The organism is Cupriavidus alkaliphilus, from assembly GCF_900094595.1.
GTDB lineage: Bacteria > Pseudomonadota > Gammaproteobacteria > Burkholderiales > Burkholderiaceae > Cupriavidus > Cupriavidus alkaliphilus.
This window is the reverse complement of record NZ_FMAD01000002.1, coordinates 563,288-579,369: the sequence shown is the minus strand read 5'-3', so window position 1 is coordinate 579,369 and position 16,082 is coordinate 563,288. Positions and strand designations below refer to the sequence as shown.

At 67.1% G+C, this 16,082-nt stretch carries 18 protein-coding genes; 5 read left to right on the top strand and 13 right to left on the bottom strand.

The features are described 5' to 3' along the window. Window positions 1-25: 25 nt before the first annotated feature. From rplS to rpsP, 4 genes are all read right to left on the bottom strand, one after another. Window positions 26-418, bottom strand: coding sequence for a 50S ribosomal protein L19 (rplS, locus tag GA0116996_RS06165; RefSeq protein WP_012352117.1), 393 nt, complete (start codon window positions 416-418; stop codon window positions 26-28). 74 nt (window positions 419-492) lie between these two features. Then, on the bottom strand, window positions 493-1,275 hold the full coding sequence (gene trmD, locus GA0116996_RS06160; protein WP_092308222.1) for a tRNA (guanosine(37)-N1)-methyltransferase TrmD: 783 nt from the start codon (window positions 1,273-1,275) through the stop codon (window positions 493-495). A gap of 53 nt (window positions 1,276-1,328) precedes the next feature. Continuing rightward, window positions 1,329-1,952, bottom strand: coding sequence for a ribosome maturation factor RimM (gene rimM, locus GA0116996_RS06155; RefSeq protein WP_183299574.1), 624 nt, complete (start codon window positions 1,950-1,952; stop codon window positions 1,329-1,331). A 121-nt stretch (window positions 1,953-2,073) separates the two neighbouring features. Next, window positions 2,074-2,325 carry a 30S ribosomal protein S16 gene (rpsP, locus tag GA0116996_RS06150; RefSeq protein ID WP_018007036.1) on the bottom strand — a complete coding sequence of 84 codons (252 nt, stop codon included), beginning with the start codon at window positions 2,323-2,325 and terminating at the stop codon, window positions 2,074-2,076. 152 nt (window positions 2,326-2,477) lie between these two features. Between rpsP and GA0116996_RS06145 the strand changes: the two genes are divergently transcribed. The 4 genes from GA0116996_RS06145 to GA0116996_RS06135 all read left to right on the top strand — a co-directional run bounded on the left by GA0116996_RS06145 (window position 2,478) and on the right by GA0116996_RS06135 (window position 5,218). Continuing rightward, entirely contained in the window at window positions 2,478-3,602 is a 1,125-nt protein-coding gene (locus GA0116996_RS06145) for a PQQ-dependent sugar dehydrogenase (RefSeq protein ID WP_092308218.1), read from the top strand. 153 nt (window positions 3,603-3,755) lie between these two features. Next, window positions 3,756-4,151 (top strand): hypothetical protein, encoded by a 396-nt coding sequence (locus GA0116996_RS06140; protein WP_092308216.1) that lies wholly within the window; start codon window positions 3,756-3,758, stop codon window positions 4,149-4,151. A gap of 273 nt (window positions 4,152-4,424) precedes the next feature. Beyond that, entirely contained in the window at window positions 4,425-4,583 is a 159-nt protein-coding gene (locus GA0116996_RS28220) for a hypothetical protein (RefSeq protein WP_165835196.1), read from the top strand. A gap of 143 nt (window positions 4,584-4,726) precedes the next feature. Continuing rightward, a complete protein-coding gene (locus tag GA0116996_RS06135; protein ID WP_092308214.1) occupies window positions 4,727-5,218 on the top strand; it encodes an NINE protein in 492 nt (163 codons plus the stop codon). Window positions 5,219-5,535: 317 nt separating this feature from the next. Here GA0116996_RS06135 and GA0116996_RS06130 read toward each other — a convergent pair whose 3' ends face one another. Next, complete coding sequence (locus GA0116996_RS06130) at window positions 5,536-6,765, bottom strand: PA0069 family radical SAM protein (protein ID WP_141693716.1); 1,230 nt, start codon at window positions 6,763-6,765, stop codon at window positions 5,536-5,538. An 11-nt stretch (window positions 6,766-6,776) separates the two neighbouring features. Beyond that, the gene (locus GA0116996_RS06125) at window positions 6,777-7,280 is read right to left on the bottom strand and encodes an Lrp/AsnC ligand binding domain-containing protein (protein WP_012352108.1); all 504 of its coding nucleotides are present in this window, start codon (window positions 7,278-7,280) and stop codon (window positions 6,777-6,779) included. 107 nt (window positions 7,281-7,387) lie between these two features. Here GA0116996_RS06125 and GA0116996_RS06120 point away from each other — a divergent pair, with 107 nt between their 5' ends. After that, the gene (locus tag GA0116996_RS06120; protein ID WP_092308212.1) at window positions 7,388-8,692 is read left to right on the top strand and encodes a D-amino acid dehydrogenase; all 1,305 of its coding nucleotides are present in this window, start codon (window positions 7,388-7,390) and stop codon (window positions 8,690-8,692) included. A 78-nt stretch (window positions 8,693-8,770) separates the two neighbouring features. Here the strand turns inward: GA0116996_RS06120 and GA0116996_RS06115 are convergent, their stop codons facing one another. The 7 genes from GA0116996_RS06115 to GA0116996_RS06085 form a co-directional block, all read right to left on the bottom strand. Next, entirely contained in the window at window positions 8,771-10,555 is a 1,785-nt protein-coding gene (locus GA0116996_RS06115; protein WP_092308209.1) for an acyl-CoA dehydrogenase, read from the bottom strand. Between the two features lie 118 nt (window positions 10,556-10,673). Continuing rightward, on the bottom strand, window positions 10,674-11,609 hold the full coding sequence (locus GA0116996_RS06110) for an electron transfer flavoprotein subunit alpha/FixB family protein (protein ID WP_018007045.1): 936 nt from the start codon (window positions 11,607-11,609) through the stop codon (window positions 10,674-10,676). An 18-nt stretch (window positions 11,610-11,627) separates the two neighbouring features. Next, a complete protein-coding gene (locus GA0116996_RS06105) occupies window positions 11,628-12,377 on the bottom strand; it encodes an electron transfer flavoprotein subunit beta/FixA family protein (RefSeq protein WP_092308207.1) in 750 nt (249 codons plus the stop codon). Window positions 12,378-12,597: 220 nt separating this feature from the next. Next, window positions 12,598-13,395, bottom strand: coding sequence for a MetQ/NlpA family ABC transporter substrate-binding protein (locus GA0116996_RS06100; RefSeq protein ID WP_092308205.1), 798 nt, complete (start codon window positions 13,393-13,395; stop codon window positions 12,598-12,600). 32 nt (window positions 13,396-13,427) lie between these two features. After that, window positions 13,428-14,081, bottom strand: a complete 654-nt coding sequence (locus tag GA0116996_RS06095) for a methionine ABC transporter permease (RefSeq protein ID WP_092308203.1) — start codon at window positions 14,079-14,081, stop codon at window positions 13,428-13,430. Further along, the gene (locus GA0116996_RS06090) at window positions 14,071-15,105 is read right to left on the bottom strand and encodes a methionine ABC transporter ATP-binding protein (RefSeq protein WP_092308411.1); all 1,035 of its coding nucleotides are present in this window, start codon (window positions 15,103-15,105) and stop codon (window positions 14,071-14,073) included. Before GA0116996_RS06090 ends, GA0116996_RS06095 begins: the two co-directional genes overlap by 11 nt. Window positions 15,106-15,270: 165 nt before the next feature. Beyond that, a complete protein-coding gene (locus GA0116996_RS06085) occupies window positions 15,271-16,074 on the bottom strand; it encodes an enoyl-CoA hydratase (protein ID WP_092308201.1) in 804 nt (267 codons plus the stop codon). Between the last annotated feature and the right edge of the window lie 8 nt (window positions 16,075-16,082).

Below are 16,082 nucleotides of genomic sequence, written 5' to 3'. Positions count from 1 at the left end.
GGTCGCCCCGGCCGGCATGTCCGGCTTACTCCGCGGCCTTGGCAGCGGCGGCAGCCTTCGACACCAGCTTTTCCTTGATACGTGCGGACTTGCCCGAACGCTGGCGCAGGTAGTACAGCTTCGCGCGACGCACGTCGCCGCGACGCTTCACTTCGATGCCGGCGATCAGCGGCGAGTACAGCTGGAACGTACGCTCCACGCCTTCACCCGACGAGATCTTGCGCACGATGAAGGACGAGTTCAGGCCGCGGTTGCGCTTGGCAATCACGACGCCTTCGTAGGCCTGCACGCGCTTGCGGTTACCTTCGACCACGTTGACGCTGACGACGACGGTGTCGCCGGGCGCGAATGCGGGGATGGTCTTGTTCGCGGTCAGGCGCGCGATCTCTTCCTTCTCGATCTGTTCGATGAGGTTCATCGTTTCTTCTCCGTAACCATCGTGCCGGCGTTGTATGCCCCAGGACTTCCCGGGCCCCGGCAGAGGATGGGGTTTTACCTGGCGGGAGTTTCCCCCCGCCCTTCTTTCGCCGCCCATTCCGACAAGAATTTCTCGTCGACACGGGTCAGCAAACCTTGCTCGCGGGCCGCCTCGATCAGGTCGGGGCGCTTGCGCGCGGTATTGGCCAGCGCCTGCTGGCGCCGCCATTTTTCAATCTCGGCATGATGGCCCCCTAACAGGATGTCGGGGACCCGCACGCCTTCATATTCTTCCGGCCGGGTGTAGTGCGGGCAATCCAGCAGGCCGTTGACAAAGCTGTCCTGCACCGCCGACTGCGCGTCGCCCAGCACGCCGGGCAGGTGGCGCACCACCGCGTCGATCAGCGCCATCGCCGGCAGTTCGCCGCCCGACAGCACGAAATCGCCGAGGCTGATTTCCTCGTCCACGCGGCGGTCGATCAGCCGCTGGTCGATCGCCTCGTACCTGCCGCACAGCAACACCAGGCCCGGCCGCTGCGCCAGCTCCATGACCTTGGCATGCGTCAGCGTCTTGCCCTGCGGCGACATCAGCACCACATGCGGCTGCGGCACGCCGGCCTGCGCCTGCGCCGCCACCGCGGCATCGATCGCATCGTCCAGCGGCTTGGCCAGCATCACCATGCCGGGACCGCCGCCATAAGGCCGGTCATCGATGGTGCGGTAGTTGTCGACGGTGAAATCGCGCGGATTCCAGCTGCGCAACGCATACCGCTGCTGCTTGGCCGCCCGGCTGGTAATGCCCCAGTCGGTCAGCGCGCGAAACATTTCGGGAAACAGCGTGATCACGTCGAACTGCATCCGCTCTCTCCCTTCCCTATTCCGCACATGACCTGCACCTGTGCAGGCACGGCTCAGTAATCGAGCCCCCAGTCCACCACGATGCGCTTGCCCGCGGTATCCACCGTGCGCAGGAACGCGTCGACAAATGGAATCAGCCGTTCGCCGGCCTTGCCGTCGGGCTGCACGAAGGCAACCTGCAGGATCTGGTGGGCACCGTTGTCGATCAGCCCGGACACCTCGCCCAGCAACTCGCCTTGCTCGTTGCTGACGCTGCAGCCGATCAGGTCGACCCAGTAAAACTCATCTTCTTCCGGCGCCGGAAAATCCGCGCGCCGGATCCACACGCGACGGCCACGCAGCGCTTCCGCGAGATTGCGGTCGGCCACGCCGGCAGCCTGCGCCACCACCGTGCCGCTGTGCTCGCGCGACTGCGCGATCTTCACGCAGGCGGGCTCGGCCCGCGCCGCGTCGGCCGCCACCAGACCCGCCTGCGGCGGGCTCAGCAGCCACCAGCGGCGGGCATGCAGCAGCGCCGACGCATCGTCGGCATGCGGCTGGACCTTGATCCAGCCACGGATGCCATAGGCAGCGCTGACATAGCCGACTTCCACCAGGTCTTCGGGCAGCGGATCGGCATACAGCAGCGCCGTGGGCAGCCTGAGCGCCTTGGCCGGCTCGCCTTGCGGCCGGCTCATGGACCGGTTCAGTGGCGGCCGCGTCGGCCGCCCGGCGTCCTGCTTTCGCTCAGTCACGTGTGCGCATGGTCCAATGCAAACGCGCCCCGCCGGTTATGGCAGGGCGCGTTGCAGACGGCAATCAGGCAGCAGCCTTGGCGCCTTGCTTGACCAGGCGGGCAACGGTCGGCGACAGCTGGGCGCCGACGCCTTGCCAGTAGGCCAGGCGGTCTTGCGACAGGCGCAGGCCTTCTTCACCTTCGGCTGCCAGCGGGTTGTAGAAACCAACGCGCTCAATGAAACGACCATCGCGACGGTTGCGCGAGTCGGTGGCGACGATGTTGAAGAACGGGCGCTTCTTGCTGCCGCCGCGAGCCAGACGGATAACGACCATGGAATGATTCCTCAGAAAACGGGGTGTTCAAGGGCGTTCGAACACGAAACGCAAGAGTATAGCCCAATTCCCGAGGCCAAACAAACACTTAGGCGGTTGACGCGTGAACGCGGCGCAGGCATCGTGGCAAAAACCGCGACAGGAGGCCCCACATGCGCCCCGCTCTGCACTTCATGGTTGGCATGTTACCGCGTACGCTGCTGGCGCTCATGGTACTGGCAACGAGCCAGTCCGCGCTGGCCGCCCTGCCGCTGGACCAGCTGCGCCTGCCGCCCGGCTTCCGCATCGAGGTGCTGACCGACGACGTGCCAGGCGCGCGCGCCATGGCGATGTCCCCGTCGGGGACGCTGTTCGTGGGATCGCGCAGCGAGGGCAAGCTCTATGCGGTCAGCGATGCGCTCGGCACGCGCCCGCGGGTGCGCACCGTCGCCAGCGGCTTGCGCAATCCGCTCGGCGTGGCGTTCCATGACGGCAGCCTGTATGCGTCCTCCGTCTCCAAAATCGTGCGGCTCGACCAGATCGAGGCGCGCCTGGACCAGCCGCCCGCGCCCAGGGTGGTGAGCGACCGCTTCCCATCTGACGGCCACCACGGGGGCAAATTCATCGGCTTCGGCCCGGACGGCTACCTGTACGTCGCCACCGGCGCGCCCTGCAACGTGTGCGAGCCAGACGAAACCCGCTATGCCAACATCGTCAGGATGAAACCCGACGGCACCGGCCTGCAGGTGGTAGCACGCGGCGTGCGCAACACCGTCGGCTTCGACTGGCACCCCGCCACGCGCGAACTGTGGTTCACCGACAACGGCCGCGACCGCATGGGCGACGACGTTCCCGACGACGAACTGAACCGCGTCACCGCGCCCGGCCAGCATTTCGGCTATCCCTACTGCCATGCCGGCAACGTCGCCGACCCGGAATACGGCGGCAAGCGCCCGTGCTCCGAATTCGTGCCGCCAGTGGCCCGCCTGGGCGCGCACGTCGCCGCGCTGGGCATGCGCTTCTACACCGGCACGCAGTTCCCGCCGGACTACCGCAACAACGTCCTGATCGCCGAACACGGCAGCTGGGACCGCAGCGAGCCTTCCGGCTACCGCGTGGTGCGCGTGGTGCTGGACGGCGCCGGCAAGGCCGTGCGCCAGGAGGTGTTCGCGCAGGGGTGGCTGCGCGGCGGCAGGGCCTGGGGCCGGCCCGCCGATGTCCTGGTCGCGCCGGACGGTTCGCTGCTGGTCAGCGACGACCATGCGGGGGCGATCTACCGCATCCGCTACCAGCCCTGAATCCGGCTGAAAGCCCCGCCCGGCGCGGCTTTGTGCGGGCGAAACAATCCGTTACACCGGTAACGGGATTGGCATAGGCGCCCCGATGCCCCATGCGTACCATGAACCCATCTTCCAACAGCAACACAGCGCGACAGGACCCTGGGAATCCGCATGCTCACCCGCTCTCTCCTGCGCGACCTGGTGGCTGGCATCCTGGTGGCCTCGGGCCTGGTCGGCGCGGTAGCCGCCAGCCATGCCCAGGTCGCGTTCTGGCAACAAGTCCGTTCCGATGGCCGGCCCGCCCGGATCCAGTCCGGAGATGGCTGGCAGATGGCCAGCGTGCGCGCCGAAAGCCGTGAACACGTGCAGGCGCAGATCGACCGGATGGAGGCGCGCGCCCGCGCCGACGACCGGCTTAGCGGCCGCCGCGCCGCGCTCGCCGGCGCCCGCGACGACAACCGCGGCCGCGGCCCGGAACGCAATCCCCCCAATGACGCCCGCAACGAGCCGCGCCAGGGCCAGATCGGTCCCGGCTGGCAGGCGCGCGGCCGCGACAACGGCCGCTGATCGAAGCCGACGGCGCTTCCCCGGCGCCTGAATACCGCGCCCCGCCCCTCGCTGCGGAACTCCGCCCCCGCCCGGCCTGTCTCTACTTAAGTGTGTGCCCCGATTCCGGGCGCGCGCACAGGCTGCCGCCCGGCGCTGCCCGGGGCTCACAGCGTGCCGTCATGTGCGGACGGCAATCGAACTGACCTGCCTCTGCCCGACACCTCCTGCCGGGACCCGACCAAGACGGCCGGGCGCAGCCTCCAGAATGACAATAATTCTGTGAGGTTTGTCATGTCACCCCTGCTTAGCGACCTGGCCGAACACGCTGGCCAGCTATCGCTGTCGATCCTGTTCATGGGCATCCTGACCCTGGTTCTCTACAGCGAAACCCATATCAGCGAGCACGCCTCGGCCTTTATCCGCGGCCTGATCGCCGGCGGCTGGCATTAGCGCCGCTGGCGCCTTTTGACGCACTTTCCTTCCTTGCGCTGACTGCCGGCGTACAATGTGGGCCGGCCGGTACCCTTGTGCCGCCACTTCCGTGCCGGCGCCACGCCGGCCTGCATCCCAGGCCTGAAACTCTCTTTCCGACCATGCCCGCAGCCACGCCAGCCCGCCACGCCACTCCGCTCGCAGCGCCGTCCGCGCGCGGCAAATCGAAGCTGCTGACCGTGGCGCTGGCGTTCCTGTTCGGCAGCCTGGGCGCACACCGCTTCTACCTGGGCGGCCTGCGCGACCTGTATGGCTGGGCGCACCTGCTGGCGCTGCTGGCCGGCGCCATCGGCGTGGCCTCGATGGCCACCGGCGCGGGCAGCCCGGCGCTGAACTGGACCCTTGCCGTGGCCGGCGGCATTTCCGTCATCAGCGCCTTCCTGGCGGCGATCGTCTACGGGCTGCGCCCGGACGACAAATGGGATGCCCGCTTCAACCCGCACGGCAAACCCACGCGCTCGGGCTGGCCGGTGGTGATCCTGGTGATCCTGTCGCTGCTGATCGGTACCGGCCTGCTGATGGCGGGTCTGGCGATCAGCTTCCAGACCTTCTTCGAGTCGCAGGTCGAGGCCGCGCGCGAACTGTCGCAGTAGGCGCCTGCGCACTGCTCCCCTGGCGCATCGTTTGTGCGCGATCAAGGCGGCCGCAATCGCCGGTTTCCCTTTCGGCCAATTCGCCCATACTGGTAGAGCCGTCCGATCCTGGCGGCGCGACGCGCGGCGAGGCCACGCCCCCGGCTGCGCAAAGGAGCAAGAATCGACATGCCAAGCTATGAGGAAGGACGCCTGGCGGCGATCGCCGTCCGGCTGGCGCTGTCCTCGGGACTGCCGCCATCGAGCGCCAAGGCCGCGCTGGAACTCGCCAGCAGCATGATCGGCGACCAGCAGGCCACGGCAGCCGCGCTGAAGACTCAGAACAGTGAACCCTGCGGATCGTCCTTGCCGCTGGGCCCCGCAGCCGGCGGGCGAAAACGCGAAGTATCCAGTTCAAACCGGTTGTAGCGGAAGCCGAGCCGTTCGGCGGCCTTGTAGAAGCGCTGGCGCAGCAAGTCCGCCCACACGCCGGTGCCGCGCATGCGCGTGGCAAAGTTCGCATCGTAGGCTTTGCCTTCGCGCATGTCCCGCACGCGGTTCATGACCCGTTCGGCCCGGTCGGGGAAGTGCGCCTGCAGCCATTCCTCGAACAGCGGCCGCACTTCCCACGGCAACCGCAGCACGATGTAGTTCGCATACACGGCGCCCGCCTCGCGCGCCGCTTCCAGCACGCGCTCCAGGTCGGGTTCGGTGATGAAGGGGATCACCGGGGCGATGCTGACCCCGACCGGGATGCCGGCGTCGGTCAGCGTGCGGATGGTGCGAAGCCGCCGCGACGGCGTCGCCGCGCGCGGCTCGAGCGTGCGTGCAATGCCGGGATCGAGCGTGGTGATGGTGAGCGCCGCCACCGCCAGCCGCTTGGCCGCCATCGGCGCGAGCAGGTCGATATCGCGCTCGATCAGTGAAGACTTGGTGATCAGCGCCACCGGGTGGTCGCACTCGTGCAGCACTTCCAGCAGGCTGCGCGTGATGCGCTGTTCACGCTCGATCGGCTGGTACGCGTCGGTGTTGACGCCCAGCGCGATGGTCTCGCAGCGGTACGACGGCCGCGTCAGCGTTTCGCGCAGGCGCTCGGCGGCATTGGTCTTGGCATAGAGCTTGGTTTCGAAGTCCAGCCCCGGCGAGAGGTCCAGATAGGCGTGCGTCGGCCGGGCGAAGCAATAGATACAGCCGTGCTCGCAGCCGCGGTAGGGATTGAGCGAAACGTCGAACGGGACATCCGGGGAGGCATTGCGCGTCAGCACGGAGCGGGCACGCTCGAAATGGACTTCAGTACGCAATGGCGGCAGCGGCGCGTCGTCGTTGCCCGCGATGGCTTCTGGCGCCGCGGCGGTGTCTTCCGGCACCGGGCCCCAGCCATCGTCGAACGCCTCGCGCTGGTCGCGCTCGAAACGCCCCTGCAGGTTGCTGACGGCCCCGCGGCCTTTGCGCGCCGCGAGCGGGCGCGCAGGGGCCTGCGGCGCCTGGGCGTCGGGATCGGCCTCGCGCCGCGTCGCGCTGGCGAGGGGCCTGGCGGAGGATTTGGGTTTTGGCGGGGGGCGCTCCATGCTGGCCTTCGTTACGCGGCCTGGCTCTTCTCCTCTACCGAGATGGCCAGTGTCTCCTTGATTTCTTCCATCACCACATAGCTCTTCGACTGCGCCGCGCCCGGCAGCTGCAGCAGGATGTCGCCCAGCAGCCGGCGGTATTCGCCGATCTCGCGGATGCGCGCCTTGATCAGGTAGTCGAAATCGCCCGAAACCAGGTGGCATTCGAGCACTTCCGGAATGCGCAGCACCTCGCGGCGGAACTGCTCGAACATATTGCCCGACTTGTTGCCCAGCGAAATCTCAACGAATACCAGCAGCGCGCTGCCCAGCAGTGCCGGGTTGAGCCGCGCGTAGTAGCCCATGATGACACCATCGCGCTCCAGGCGCTTGACGCGCTCGATGCACGGCGTGATGGTCAGCCCGACCGCCTCGGCCAGGTCTTTCATCGACATCCGGCCGTCGCTTTGCAGCGCGGTCAGGATCTTGCGATCGAGCCGGTCGAGCGTGCGCTGGGGCTGGCGACTCGTTCTCATGAGTTTTTCCTGTTTTCCTAATAAATTCGGTAACTATGACTGGAATGCATTCAATAGTATAGAGACAAATCCTCTATACCGTAGTCATCGCAGTTGGAGCCCCCGAAATGCGCGTTCTCGTACTTGGCAGTGGCGTGATTGGCGTCACCAGTGCGTGGTACCTGGCCAAGGCCGGTCATGAAGTGACCGTGGTCGACCGCGAGGCCGGTCCCGCGCTCGGCACCAGCTTTGCCAATGCGGGCCAGATTTCGCCCGGCTACGCGTCGCCGTGGGCCGCGCCCGGCGTGCCGCTCAAGGCGATCAAGTGGATGTTCCAGGAGCACGCGCCGCTCAGCATCCGCCCCGACGGCACGCTGTTCCAGCTGCAATGGATGTGGCAGATGCTGCTGAACTGCAGCGCCGGGCGCTATGCCGTCAACAAGGAGCGCATGGTCCGGCTGGCCGAGTACAGCCGCGACTGCATCCGCGCGCTGCGCGCGCAAACCGGCATCGCCTACGAAGGCCGCCAGCAAGGCACGCTGCAGGTGTTCCGCACCGACGAGCAGCTGCAAGGCGCGGCCAAGGACATCGCGGTGCTGGAACAGGCCGGGGTTCCCTACCAGTTGCTTTCGCGCGAAGAACTCGCCGCTAGCGAACCGGCGCTGGCCGCCGTCCGCCACAAGCTGGCCGGCGGCCTGCGCCTTCCCAATGACGAAACCGGCGACTGCGCGCTGTTCACGCAGCGCCTGGCCAACATGGCCGGCACGCTCGGCGTCCGCTTCCTGTACAACCGCTCGATCGACGGACTGATGAGCCAGGGCGATGCCGTCACCGGCGCCGTGGTCGACGGCGAGCCGATCGCGGCCGACCTGGTGGTGGTGGCGCTGGGAAGCTGGTCGACGCAGCTGGTCAAACCCTTCCTGCGCGGCATGTCCAACCTGCCGGTGTATCCGCTCAAGGGCTTCTCGATCACCGTGCCGCTCAGCGATGCCTCGCGCGGTCCGGTATCGACGGTGCTGGACGAGACCTACAAGGTGGCGCTGACCCGCTTCGATGACCGCATCCGCGTCGGCGGCATGGCGCAGATCGTTGGCTATGACCGCAGCCTGGACCCGGCCAAGCGCCGCACGCTCGAGCATGTGGTGACCGACCTGTTCCCGGGTGCCGGCGATGTCAGCCAGGCCACCTTCTGGACCGGCCTGCGCCCGATGACCCCGGACGGCACGCCCATCGTCGGCCCGACCCAGGTGCGCGGCCTGTGGCTGAACACCGGCCACGGCACGCTCGGCTGGACCATGGCGTGCGGCTCGGGCCAGCTGCTGTCGGACCTGGTCTCGGGCAAGTCGCCGGCGATCCGTGCCGACGACCTGTCGGTCAGCCGCTACCTGAAGCCGGCGCGCCATCACCTGGCGCCGCGTCCGGCAGCCGCCTGATACAAGGCGGGTTACCCCCAAAGCAAAAGGGCGACCTGGCCGGTCGCCCTTTTGCTATCCGCGCGTCGCGCGCAACGCTCAGAACTGCTCGGCGCTCAACGCATTGACCGGCGCCCCGCCGTTGACCACGGCATCGCGCAAGGCCGATGCCTGCGACAGGATGTGCTCGGCAAAGAAATGCGCGGTCGCGATCTTGGCTTCATGGAAGGCCGGATCGTCGGCCCGTTTCGCGTCAGCGGCGAGCATGGCGCGGCCGAACTGCCAGCCGGAGAACACGATGCCGCACAGCTTCAGGTAAGGCACGCTGCCGGCGAAGACCGCGTTCGGGTCCGACTTGGCGCTGGCGACGACGAATTCGACCACGGCTTCCAGCGCGGCACGGCCCTTCGCCAGCTGCGCCTGCACCGCGGTGAAGGCAGCGCCGCCGTGCCGGCCCAGCGCGGCCTCGGTCTCGGCGATCTGGGCGCAGATCGCGCGGGCCACGGCGCCGCCGTCGCGCACGGTCTTGCGGCCGACCAGGTCGTTGGCCTGGATTGCCGTGGTGCCCTCGTAGATCGGCAGGATGCGCGCGTCGCGGTAGTGCTGCGCCGCGCCGGTTTCCTCGATAAAGCCCATGCCGCCGTGCACCTGCACGCCGAGGCTGGTGACATCGATCGACAGCTCGGTGCTCCAGCCCTTCACCACCGGCACCAGGAACTCGTAGAACGCCTGGCTCTGCCGGCGCACGGCTTCGTCGGGATGCTGGTGCGCCGTGTCGCTGGCGGCCGCGGCGACGTACGCCACCGCGCGCGCGCCTTCGGTCAGCGCGCGCATGGTCATCAGCATGCGCTTGACGTCGGGATGGTGGATGATGGTCACCGCCTCGCGCGCCGAGCCATCGACCGGGCGGCTTTGCACGCGCTCGCGCGCGTAGGCCACCGCCTGCTGGTAGGCGCGCTCGGACACCGCGATCCCCTGCATGCCGACCGAGAAGCGCGCCGAGTTCATCATGATGAACATGTACTCGAGGCCGCGGTTTTCTTCGCCGACCAGCGTGCCGATCGCGCCGCCATGGTCACCGAACTGCAGCACCGCCGTAGGGCTCGCCTTGATGCCCAGCTTGTGTTCGATCGAGACGCAATGCACGTCGTTGCGCGCCCCGGTGCTGCCATCGTCATTGACCAGGAACTTGGGCACGATGAACAGCGAGATGCCCTTCACGCCCTCGGGCGCGTTGGGGGTGCGGGCCAGCACGAGATGGACGATGTTCTGCGCCATGTCGTGCTCGCCGTAGGTGATGAAGATCTTGGTGCCGAACACCTTGTAGGTGCCGTCGCCCTGCGGCTCGGCACGGGTGCGCACCGCGGCCAGGTCCGAGCCCGCCTGCGGCTCGGTCAGGTTCATGGTGCCGGTCCACTCGCCCGAGATCAGCTTGGGCAGGAAGGTGGCCTTCTGGGCGTCGGTACCGGCCGTCAACAGCGCCTCGATGGCGCCGTCGGTCAGCAGCGGGCACAGCGCGAACGACAGGTTCGCGGTGTTCAGCATCTCGTTGCACGCCGTGGCGATCAGCTTGGGCAGGCCCTGGCCGCCGAACTCCTGCGGATGCAGCACGCCCTGCCAGCCGCCTTCGCCAAACTGGCGGAAGGCTTCCCTGAAGCCGGGCGTGGTGGTGACCACGCCGTCCTTCCAGCTGCTCGGATCCAGGTCGCCGGCGCGGTTCAGCGGCGCCACCACCTGCTCGTTGAACTTGGCGGCCTCGTCGAGCACGGCCTCGGCCGTCTCGGGGGTGGCTTCTTCGAAGCCGGGCAGCTGGCTGACGGCCTCAAGGCCGGCCAGCTCGTTCATGACGAACAGCATGTCCTTGATCGGCGCACGGTAGGTCATCGATGTCTCCCAACATGTATGAAAAAGCCGTTCGCGGGTCGCCCCCGGAACGGCTCGATACTTGCTGCCTGCTGTTATCCGTGCCGGCCGCGGTGCGGCCGGCAAGGTCGGCGCGGCATCAGCCCAGTGCAGCCACCAGCTCCGGCACCACGGTGTTCAGGTCGCCCACCAGGCCGTAGTCGGCCACGGAGAAGATCGGGGCCTCGGCATCCTTGTTGATCGCGACGATCACCTTGGAGTCCTTCATGCCGGCCAGGTGCTGGATCGCGCCCGAGATACCGACGGCGATATACAGCTGCGGCGCGACGATCTTGCCGGTCTGGCCAACCTGGTAGTCGTTCGGCACGAAGCCGGCGTCGACCGCGGCGCGCGAGGCGCCCAGCGCGGCGTTGAGCTTGTCGGCCAGCGGCGTCAGCACCTTGGTGTAGTTTTCGCCCGAGCCCACGCCACGGCCACCCGAGACGATGATCTTGGCGGCGGTCAGTTCCGGACGATCGCTCTTGGCCACTTCGCGCGAAACGAATTGCGAAACGCCCGCGTCGGCCACGGCCGGCAGGGTCTCGACGGCGGCCGAGCCACCTTCGGCAGCGGCGGCGTCGAAGGCCGTGCCGCGCACGGTGATGACCTTGATCTTGTCTTCCGACTTGACCGTGGCAATGGCGTTGCCGGCGTAGATCGGGCGCTCGAAGGTGTCCGGGGCGTCGACCTTGGAGATTTCCGAAATCTGGGCCACGTCCAGCTTGGCGGCCACGCGCGGCAGGATGTTCTTGCCGTACGGGGTGGCCGGGGCCAGGATGTGCGAGTAGTCGTTGGCGATGGCCAGCGCCTGCTCGGCCACGTTTTCGGCCAGGCCGTCGCCGAAGTAGGCGGCGTCGGCCAGCAGGACCTTGGTCACGCCGGCGATCTTGGCTGCGGCATCGGCGGCGGCCTTGGCGTTGGAACCGGCCACCAGCACGTGCACGTCGCCGCCACACTGGGCTGCGGCGGTCACGGTGTTGAGCGTGGCGCCCTTGATCGATTGATTGTCGTGTTCAGCAATGACGAGTGCAGTCATGTTCTATCTCCCCCGCGCTCAGATAACCTTGGCTTCGTTCTTCAGCTTCTGCACCAGCGTCGCGACGTCCGGCACCATCACACCCGCGCTGCGCTTGGGCGGCTCGACCACTTTCAGGGTCGACAGGCGCGGCTTGACGTCGACGCCGAGGTCTTCCGGCTTGACGGTGTCGAGCGGCTTCTTCTTCGCCTTCATGATGTTCGGCAGCGTGACGTAGCGCGGCTCGTTCAGGCGCAGGTCGGTGGTCACCACCGCCGGCAGGCTCAGCGACAGCGTTTCCAAGCCGCCGTCGACTTCCCGGGTGACCGAAGCCTTGCCATCGGCCACCACCACCTTCGAAGCGAACGTCGCTTGCGGCAGGCCGGCCAGCGCGGCCACCATCTGGCCGGTCTGGTTGGAGTCGTCGTCGATGGCCTGCTTGCCCAGGATCACCAGTTGCGGCTGTTCCTTGTCGATCAGCGCCTTCAGCAGCTTGGCCACGGCCAGCGGTTGCAGGTCTTCGCTCGATTCCACCAGGATGCCGCGGTCGGCACCGATGGCCATCGCGGTGCGCAGGGTTTCCTGGCACTGCGTGACACCGCACGATACGGCGACCACTTCGGTGACAACGCCGGCTTCCTTCAGGCGCACGGCCTCTTCCACGGCGATTTCGTCGAAGGGGTTCATGCTCATCTTCACGTTGGCCAGATCCACGCCCGAGCCGTCCGCCTTGACGCGGACCTTGACGTTGTAATCCACCACCCGCTTGACTGCGACGAGTACTTTCATGCGCTCACTCCACTGATAGCTGATAGTCAGAAATTTTGTTCGCTCGTCATTATAACCACCGGGCTGGCGGCTCTCCTATTTTTCGAACGATCGTACTATTTTATCGGCAAAATGATGCCGGGCATAGGCCCGGCACCTTTTTTACCGGTCAGGCGATTGTGCCGCAAAGCCAGGCCGGCAGGCCTCGTCCGATTGGATGAAACCCTCGAGTGACGCCGGCTTACCAGGCCGTGATGACCGATTCCTTGAAGGTCGATGTGACGTATTGCTTGATTTCCGGCGAATGGTAGGCCTTCACCAGCTTGGCCACCCAGGGCTTGCTCTTGTCGGCCTCGCGGATCGCGATCAGGTTGGCGTACGGCCCCTTCGGGCCCTCCATGGCGATCGCGTCCTTGGTCGGCGACAGGCCTGCCGATTCCGCGTAGTTGCCGTTGATCGCGGCGGCATCCAGGTCATCCAGCGAGCGCGGCAGCTGCGCGGCGTCAAGCTCGACGATGCGGATCTTCTTCGGGTTCTCGGCGATGTCCAGCGGCGTCGCCTTCAGGCCCGCGTTGGGCTTGAGCTTGATCACGCCCTTGCTCTGCAGCAGCAGCAGGCCGCGGCCACCGTTGGTGGGGTCGTTGGGCACGCCCACGCGCGCGCCCTGCTTGAGCTGGTCGAGCGACTTGATCTTCTTCGAGTACACGCCCATCGGGAACGTCACCGTGTAGGCGATGTGCGTGAACTTGTAGCCGCGGTCCTTGATCTGGGCTTCCAGGTACGGCAAGTGCTGGTAGCTGTTGGCATCCAGGTCGCCGGAGGCGAGCGCGGCGTTGGGCTGGATGTAGTCGCTGAACTCGACCACCTGGATGTTCAGGCCGTCCTTGGCGGCGACCTTCTTCACCTGTTCCATGATCTGCGCGTGCGGGCCGCCGGTCACGCCGATCTTGATCGGCTTGTCCTGGGCGATCGCGCCGGTGGCCAGCGAGGCGCCGAGCGCGGCGCCGAGGATCCATTGCAGCAGGTTGCGACGTTGCATGATGTGCGTTCCTATCTCGATAAAATTTGGGTTCAGCGGTGACTGATGCGACGGACCAGCCAGTCGCCGAAGCTCTGCACCGCCTGCACGAACACGATGAGAATGACCACCACCGCCACCATGACCTCGGTGATGTAGCGCTGGTAGCCATAGCGAATGCCGAGGTCGCCCAGGCCGCCGCCGCCGATCGCGCCGGCCATGGCCGAGTAGCCGACCAGGCTGACGAAGGTGATGGTCAGGCCGGCGACGATGCCGGGCATGGCCTCGGGCAGCAGCACCTTCCACACGATCTGGCGCGTGGTGGCGCCCATCGACTGCGCCGCCTCGACCAGGCCCTTGTCGACCTCGCGCAGCGCGCTTTCGACCAGGCGCGCGATAAACGGGATCGCCGCGATGGTCAGCGGCACGATCGCCGCGGTGGTGCCGATCGACGACCCGACGATAAAGCGCGTGAACGGGATCACCACCACCAGCAGGATGATGAACGGGATCGAGCGCACCGCGTTGACCACCACACCGATAGTGCGGTTGAACAGCGGGTGCGACAGCACGCCGCCGCGGTTGGTCAGGTGCAGCAGCACGCCCAGCGGCACGCCCAGCAGCGCGCCGACCACGCCCGAGATCGCCACCATCAGCAGGGTCTCGTTGAACGAGGTCAGGAACAGATCAAACATTTCAGACCACATGCTCGAACTCCTCCACCACGACGCCTTGCGCCTGCAGGTATTCCATTGCCGCCTTCACATCGGCCAGCTCGCCGGTGGCCATGATGGCCAGCGAGCCGAAGGCCTGGCCCTGGATCTCGTCGATATGGCCGTGCAGGATGTTGAAGTCCAGCCCGTAGCGGCGGATCGCCTGCGCCAGCACGGGCTGGTCGACGCCCTCGCCGGTGAAGGCGAGGCGGTAGACGTGGTCGCGCCCGTTGCCGAGCCGGCTTTCGACGCGCTTGAGCACGCTCGCCGGCAGCTCCTGCGAGATGACGTCGCCGATCATGGCGCGCGTGACCTCGTGCTGCGGGCGCAGGAAGACGTCGATCACGCGACCGGTCTCCACCACCTCGCCGGCCTCGAGCACGGCCACGCGGTCGCAGACCTGCTTGATGACTTCCATCTGGTGCGTGATCATCACGATGGTCAGGCCCAGCTCGCGGTTGATCTGCTTGAGCAGGTCCAGGATGGAACGGGTGGTTTCCGGGTCCAGCGCCGAAGTGGCCTCGTCCGACAGCAGCACCTTGGGCTTGCTCGCCAGCGCGCGCGCAATGCCTACGCGCTGCTTCTGCCCGCCGCTGATCTGCGCCGGGTAGCGGTCCTTCAGCGCCGACAGCCCGACCAGCTCCAGCAGCGGCAGCACCGTGGCGGCGATTTCCGCCTTGGGCTTGCCCGCCAGCTCCAGCGGCAGCGCCACGTTGTCATAGACGGTGCGCGACGACAGCAGGTTGAAATGCTGGAAGATCATGCCGATCTCGCGCCGGGCCAGGCGCAGCGCGCCATGGTCCAGTGCAGTCAGATCCTGGCCAGCGACGACCACGCGGCCGCTGGTGGGCCGGTTCAGCAGGTTGATGGCGCGCACCAGCGTGCTCTTGCCGGCGCCGCTGCGGCCGATGATGCCAAAGACTTCGCCCGCCGCAATCGACAGGCTGACGTCCCGCAATGCATGCACGTCGCCAGACGCGCCCGGGAAGCGCTGCGACAGTCCTTGCAGTTCGATCATGGAAAAGGTGACCAAAAGAAAACGGCAACAGGCGAGGGATCTCCAGCGCTGTTGCCGCTCGTTATTTTTCTGAAGCGCGTATTTTATGCGATTCGCTTCATACCATAAACGACTTTTTACCGATGTCTTTATACGTTCCCGGCATATAAAGACCGCGAAAGTCGGTCAGGAGTCACGCCAGGATGGCGGCCGCTTGTCGATAAAGGCCTGCACCCCCTCCAGCGCCGCATCGTCCATCATGTTGCACGCCATGGTCTGCCCGGCCAGCTGGTAGGCCGACTCGATGCCCATCTCGAGCTGGCGGTAGAACAGCCCCTTGCCGGCGGCGACTGCGGCGGCCGGCTTGGCGCAGATGCTGGCAGCCAGCCGCGCCACCTCGTCGTCCAGCCCCTCGGCCGGCACCACCCGGTTGACCAGCCCGCGCTCGCGGGCACTGGCGGCATCGATCATGTCGCCGGTCAGCAGCATCTCCATGGCCTGTTTGCGATGCAGGTTGCGCGACAGCGCCACGCCCGGGGTCGAACAGAACAGCCCCAGGTTGACACCCGACACGGCAAAGCGCGCATCGTCCGCGGCCACCGCCAGGTCGCACATCGCCACCAGCTGGCAGCCGGCCGCGGTGGCGATGCCCTGGACCCGGGCGATGACCGGCTGCGGCATCCGCTGGATCGCCATCATCATGCGCGTGCAGCGGTCGAACAGGCGCCGGTAGTAGTCGTGCGACGGCGCCGCGCGCAACTCGCGCAGGTCGTGGCCGGCGCAGAAGGCCTTGCCGGCGCCCGCCAGCACCACTACGCGCACGCTGTGGTCGGCGGCGAGCCGGCGCAGCGCATCGGTGAGCGCGTCGAGCAGCCCTTCGGACAAGGCGTTGAACGCCTGCGGCCGGTTCATGGTCAGGCGCGCCACGCCGGCGGCGTCGCGCGATTCGGTCAGCAGCGGCGCGTCGACGCGCGCATCGTTCTCGGCCATGGCGGTCT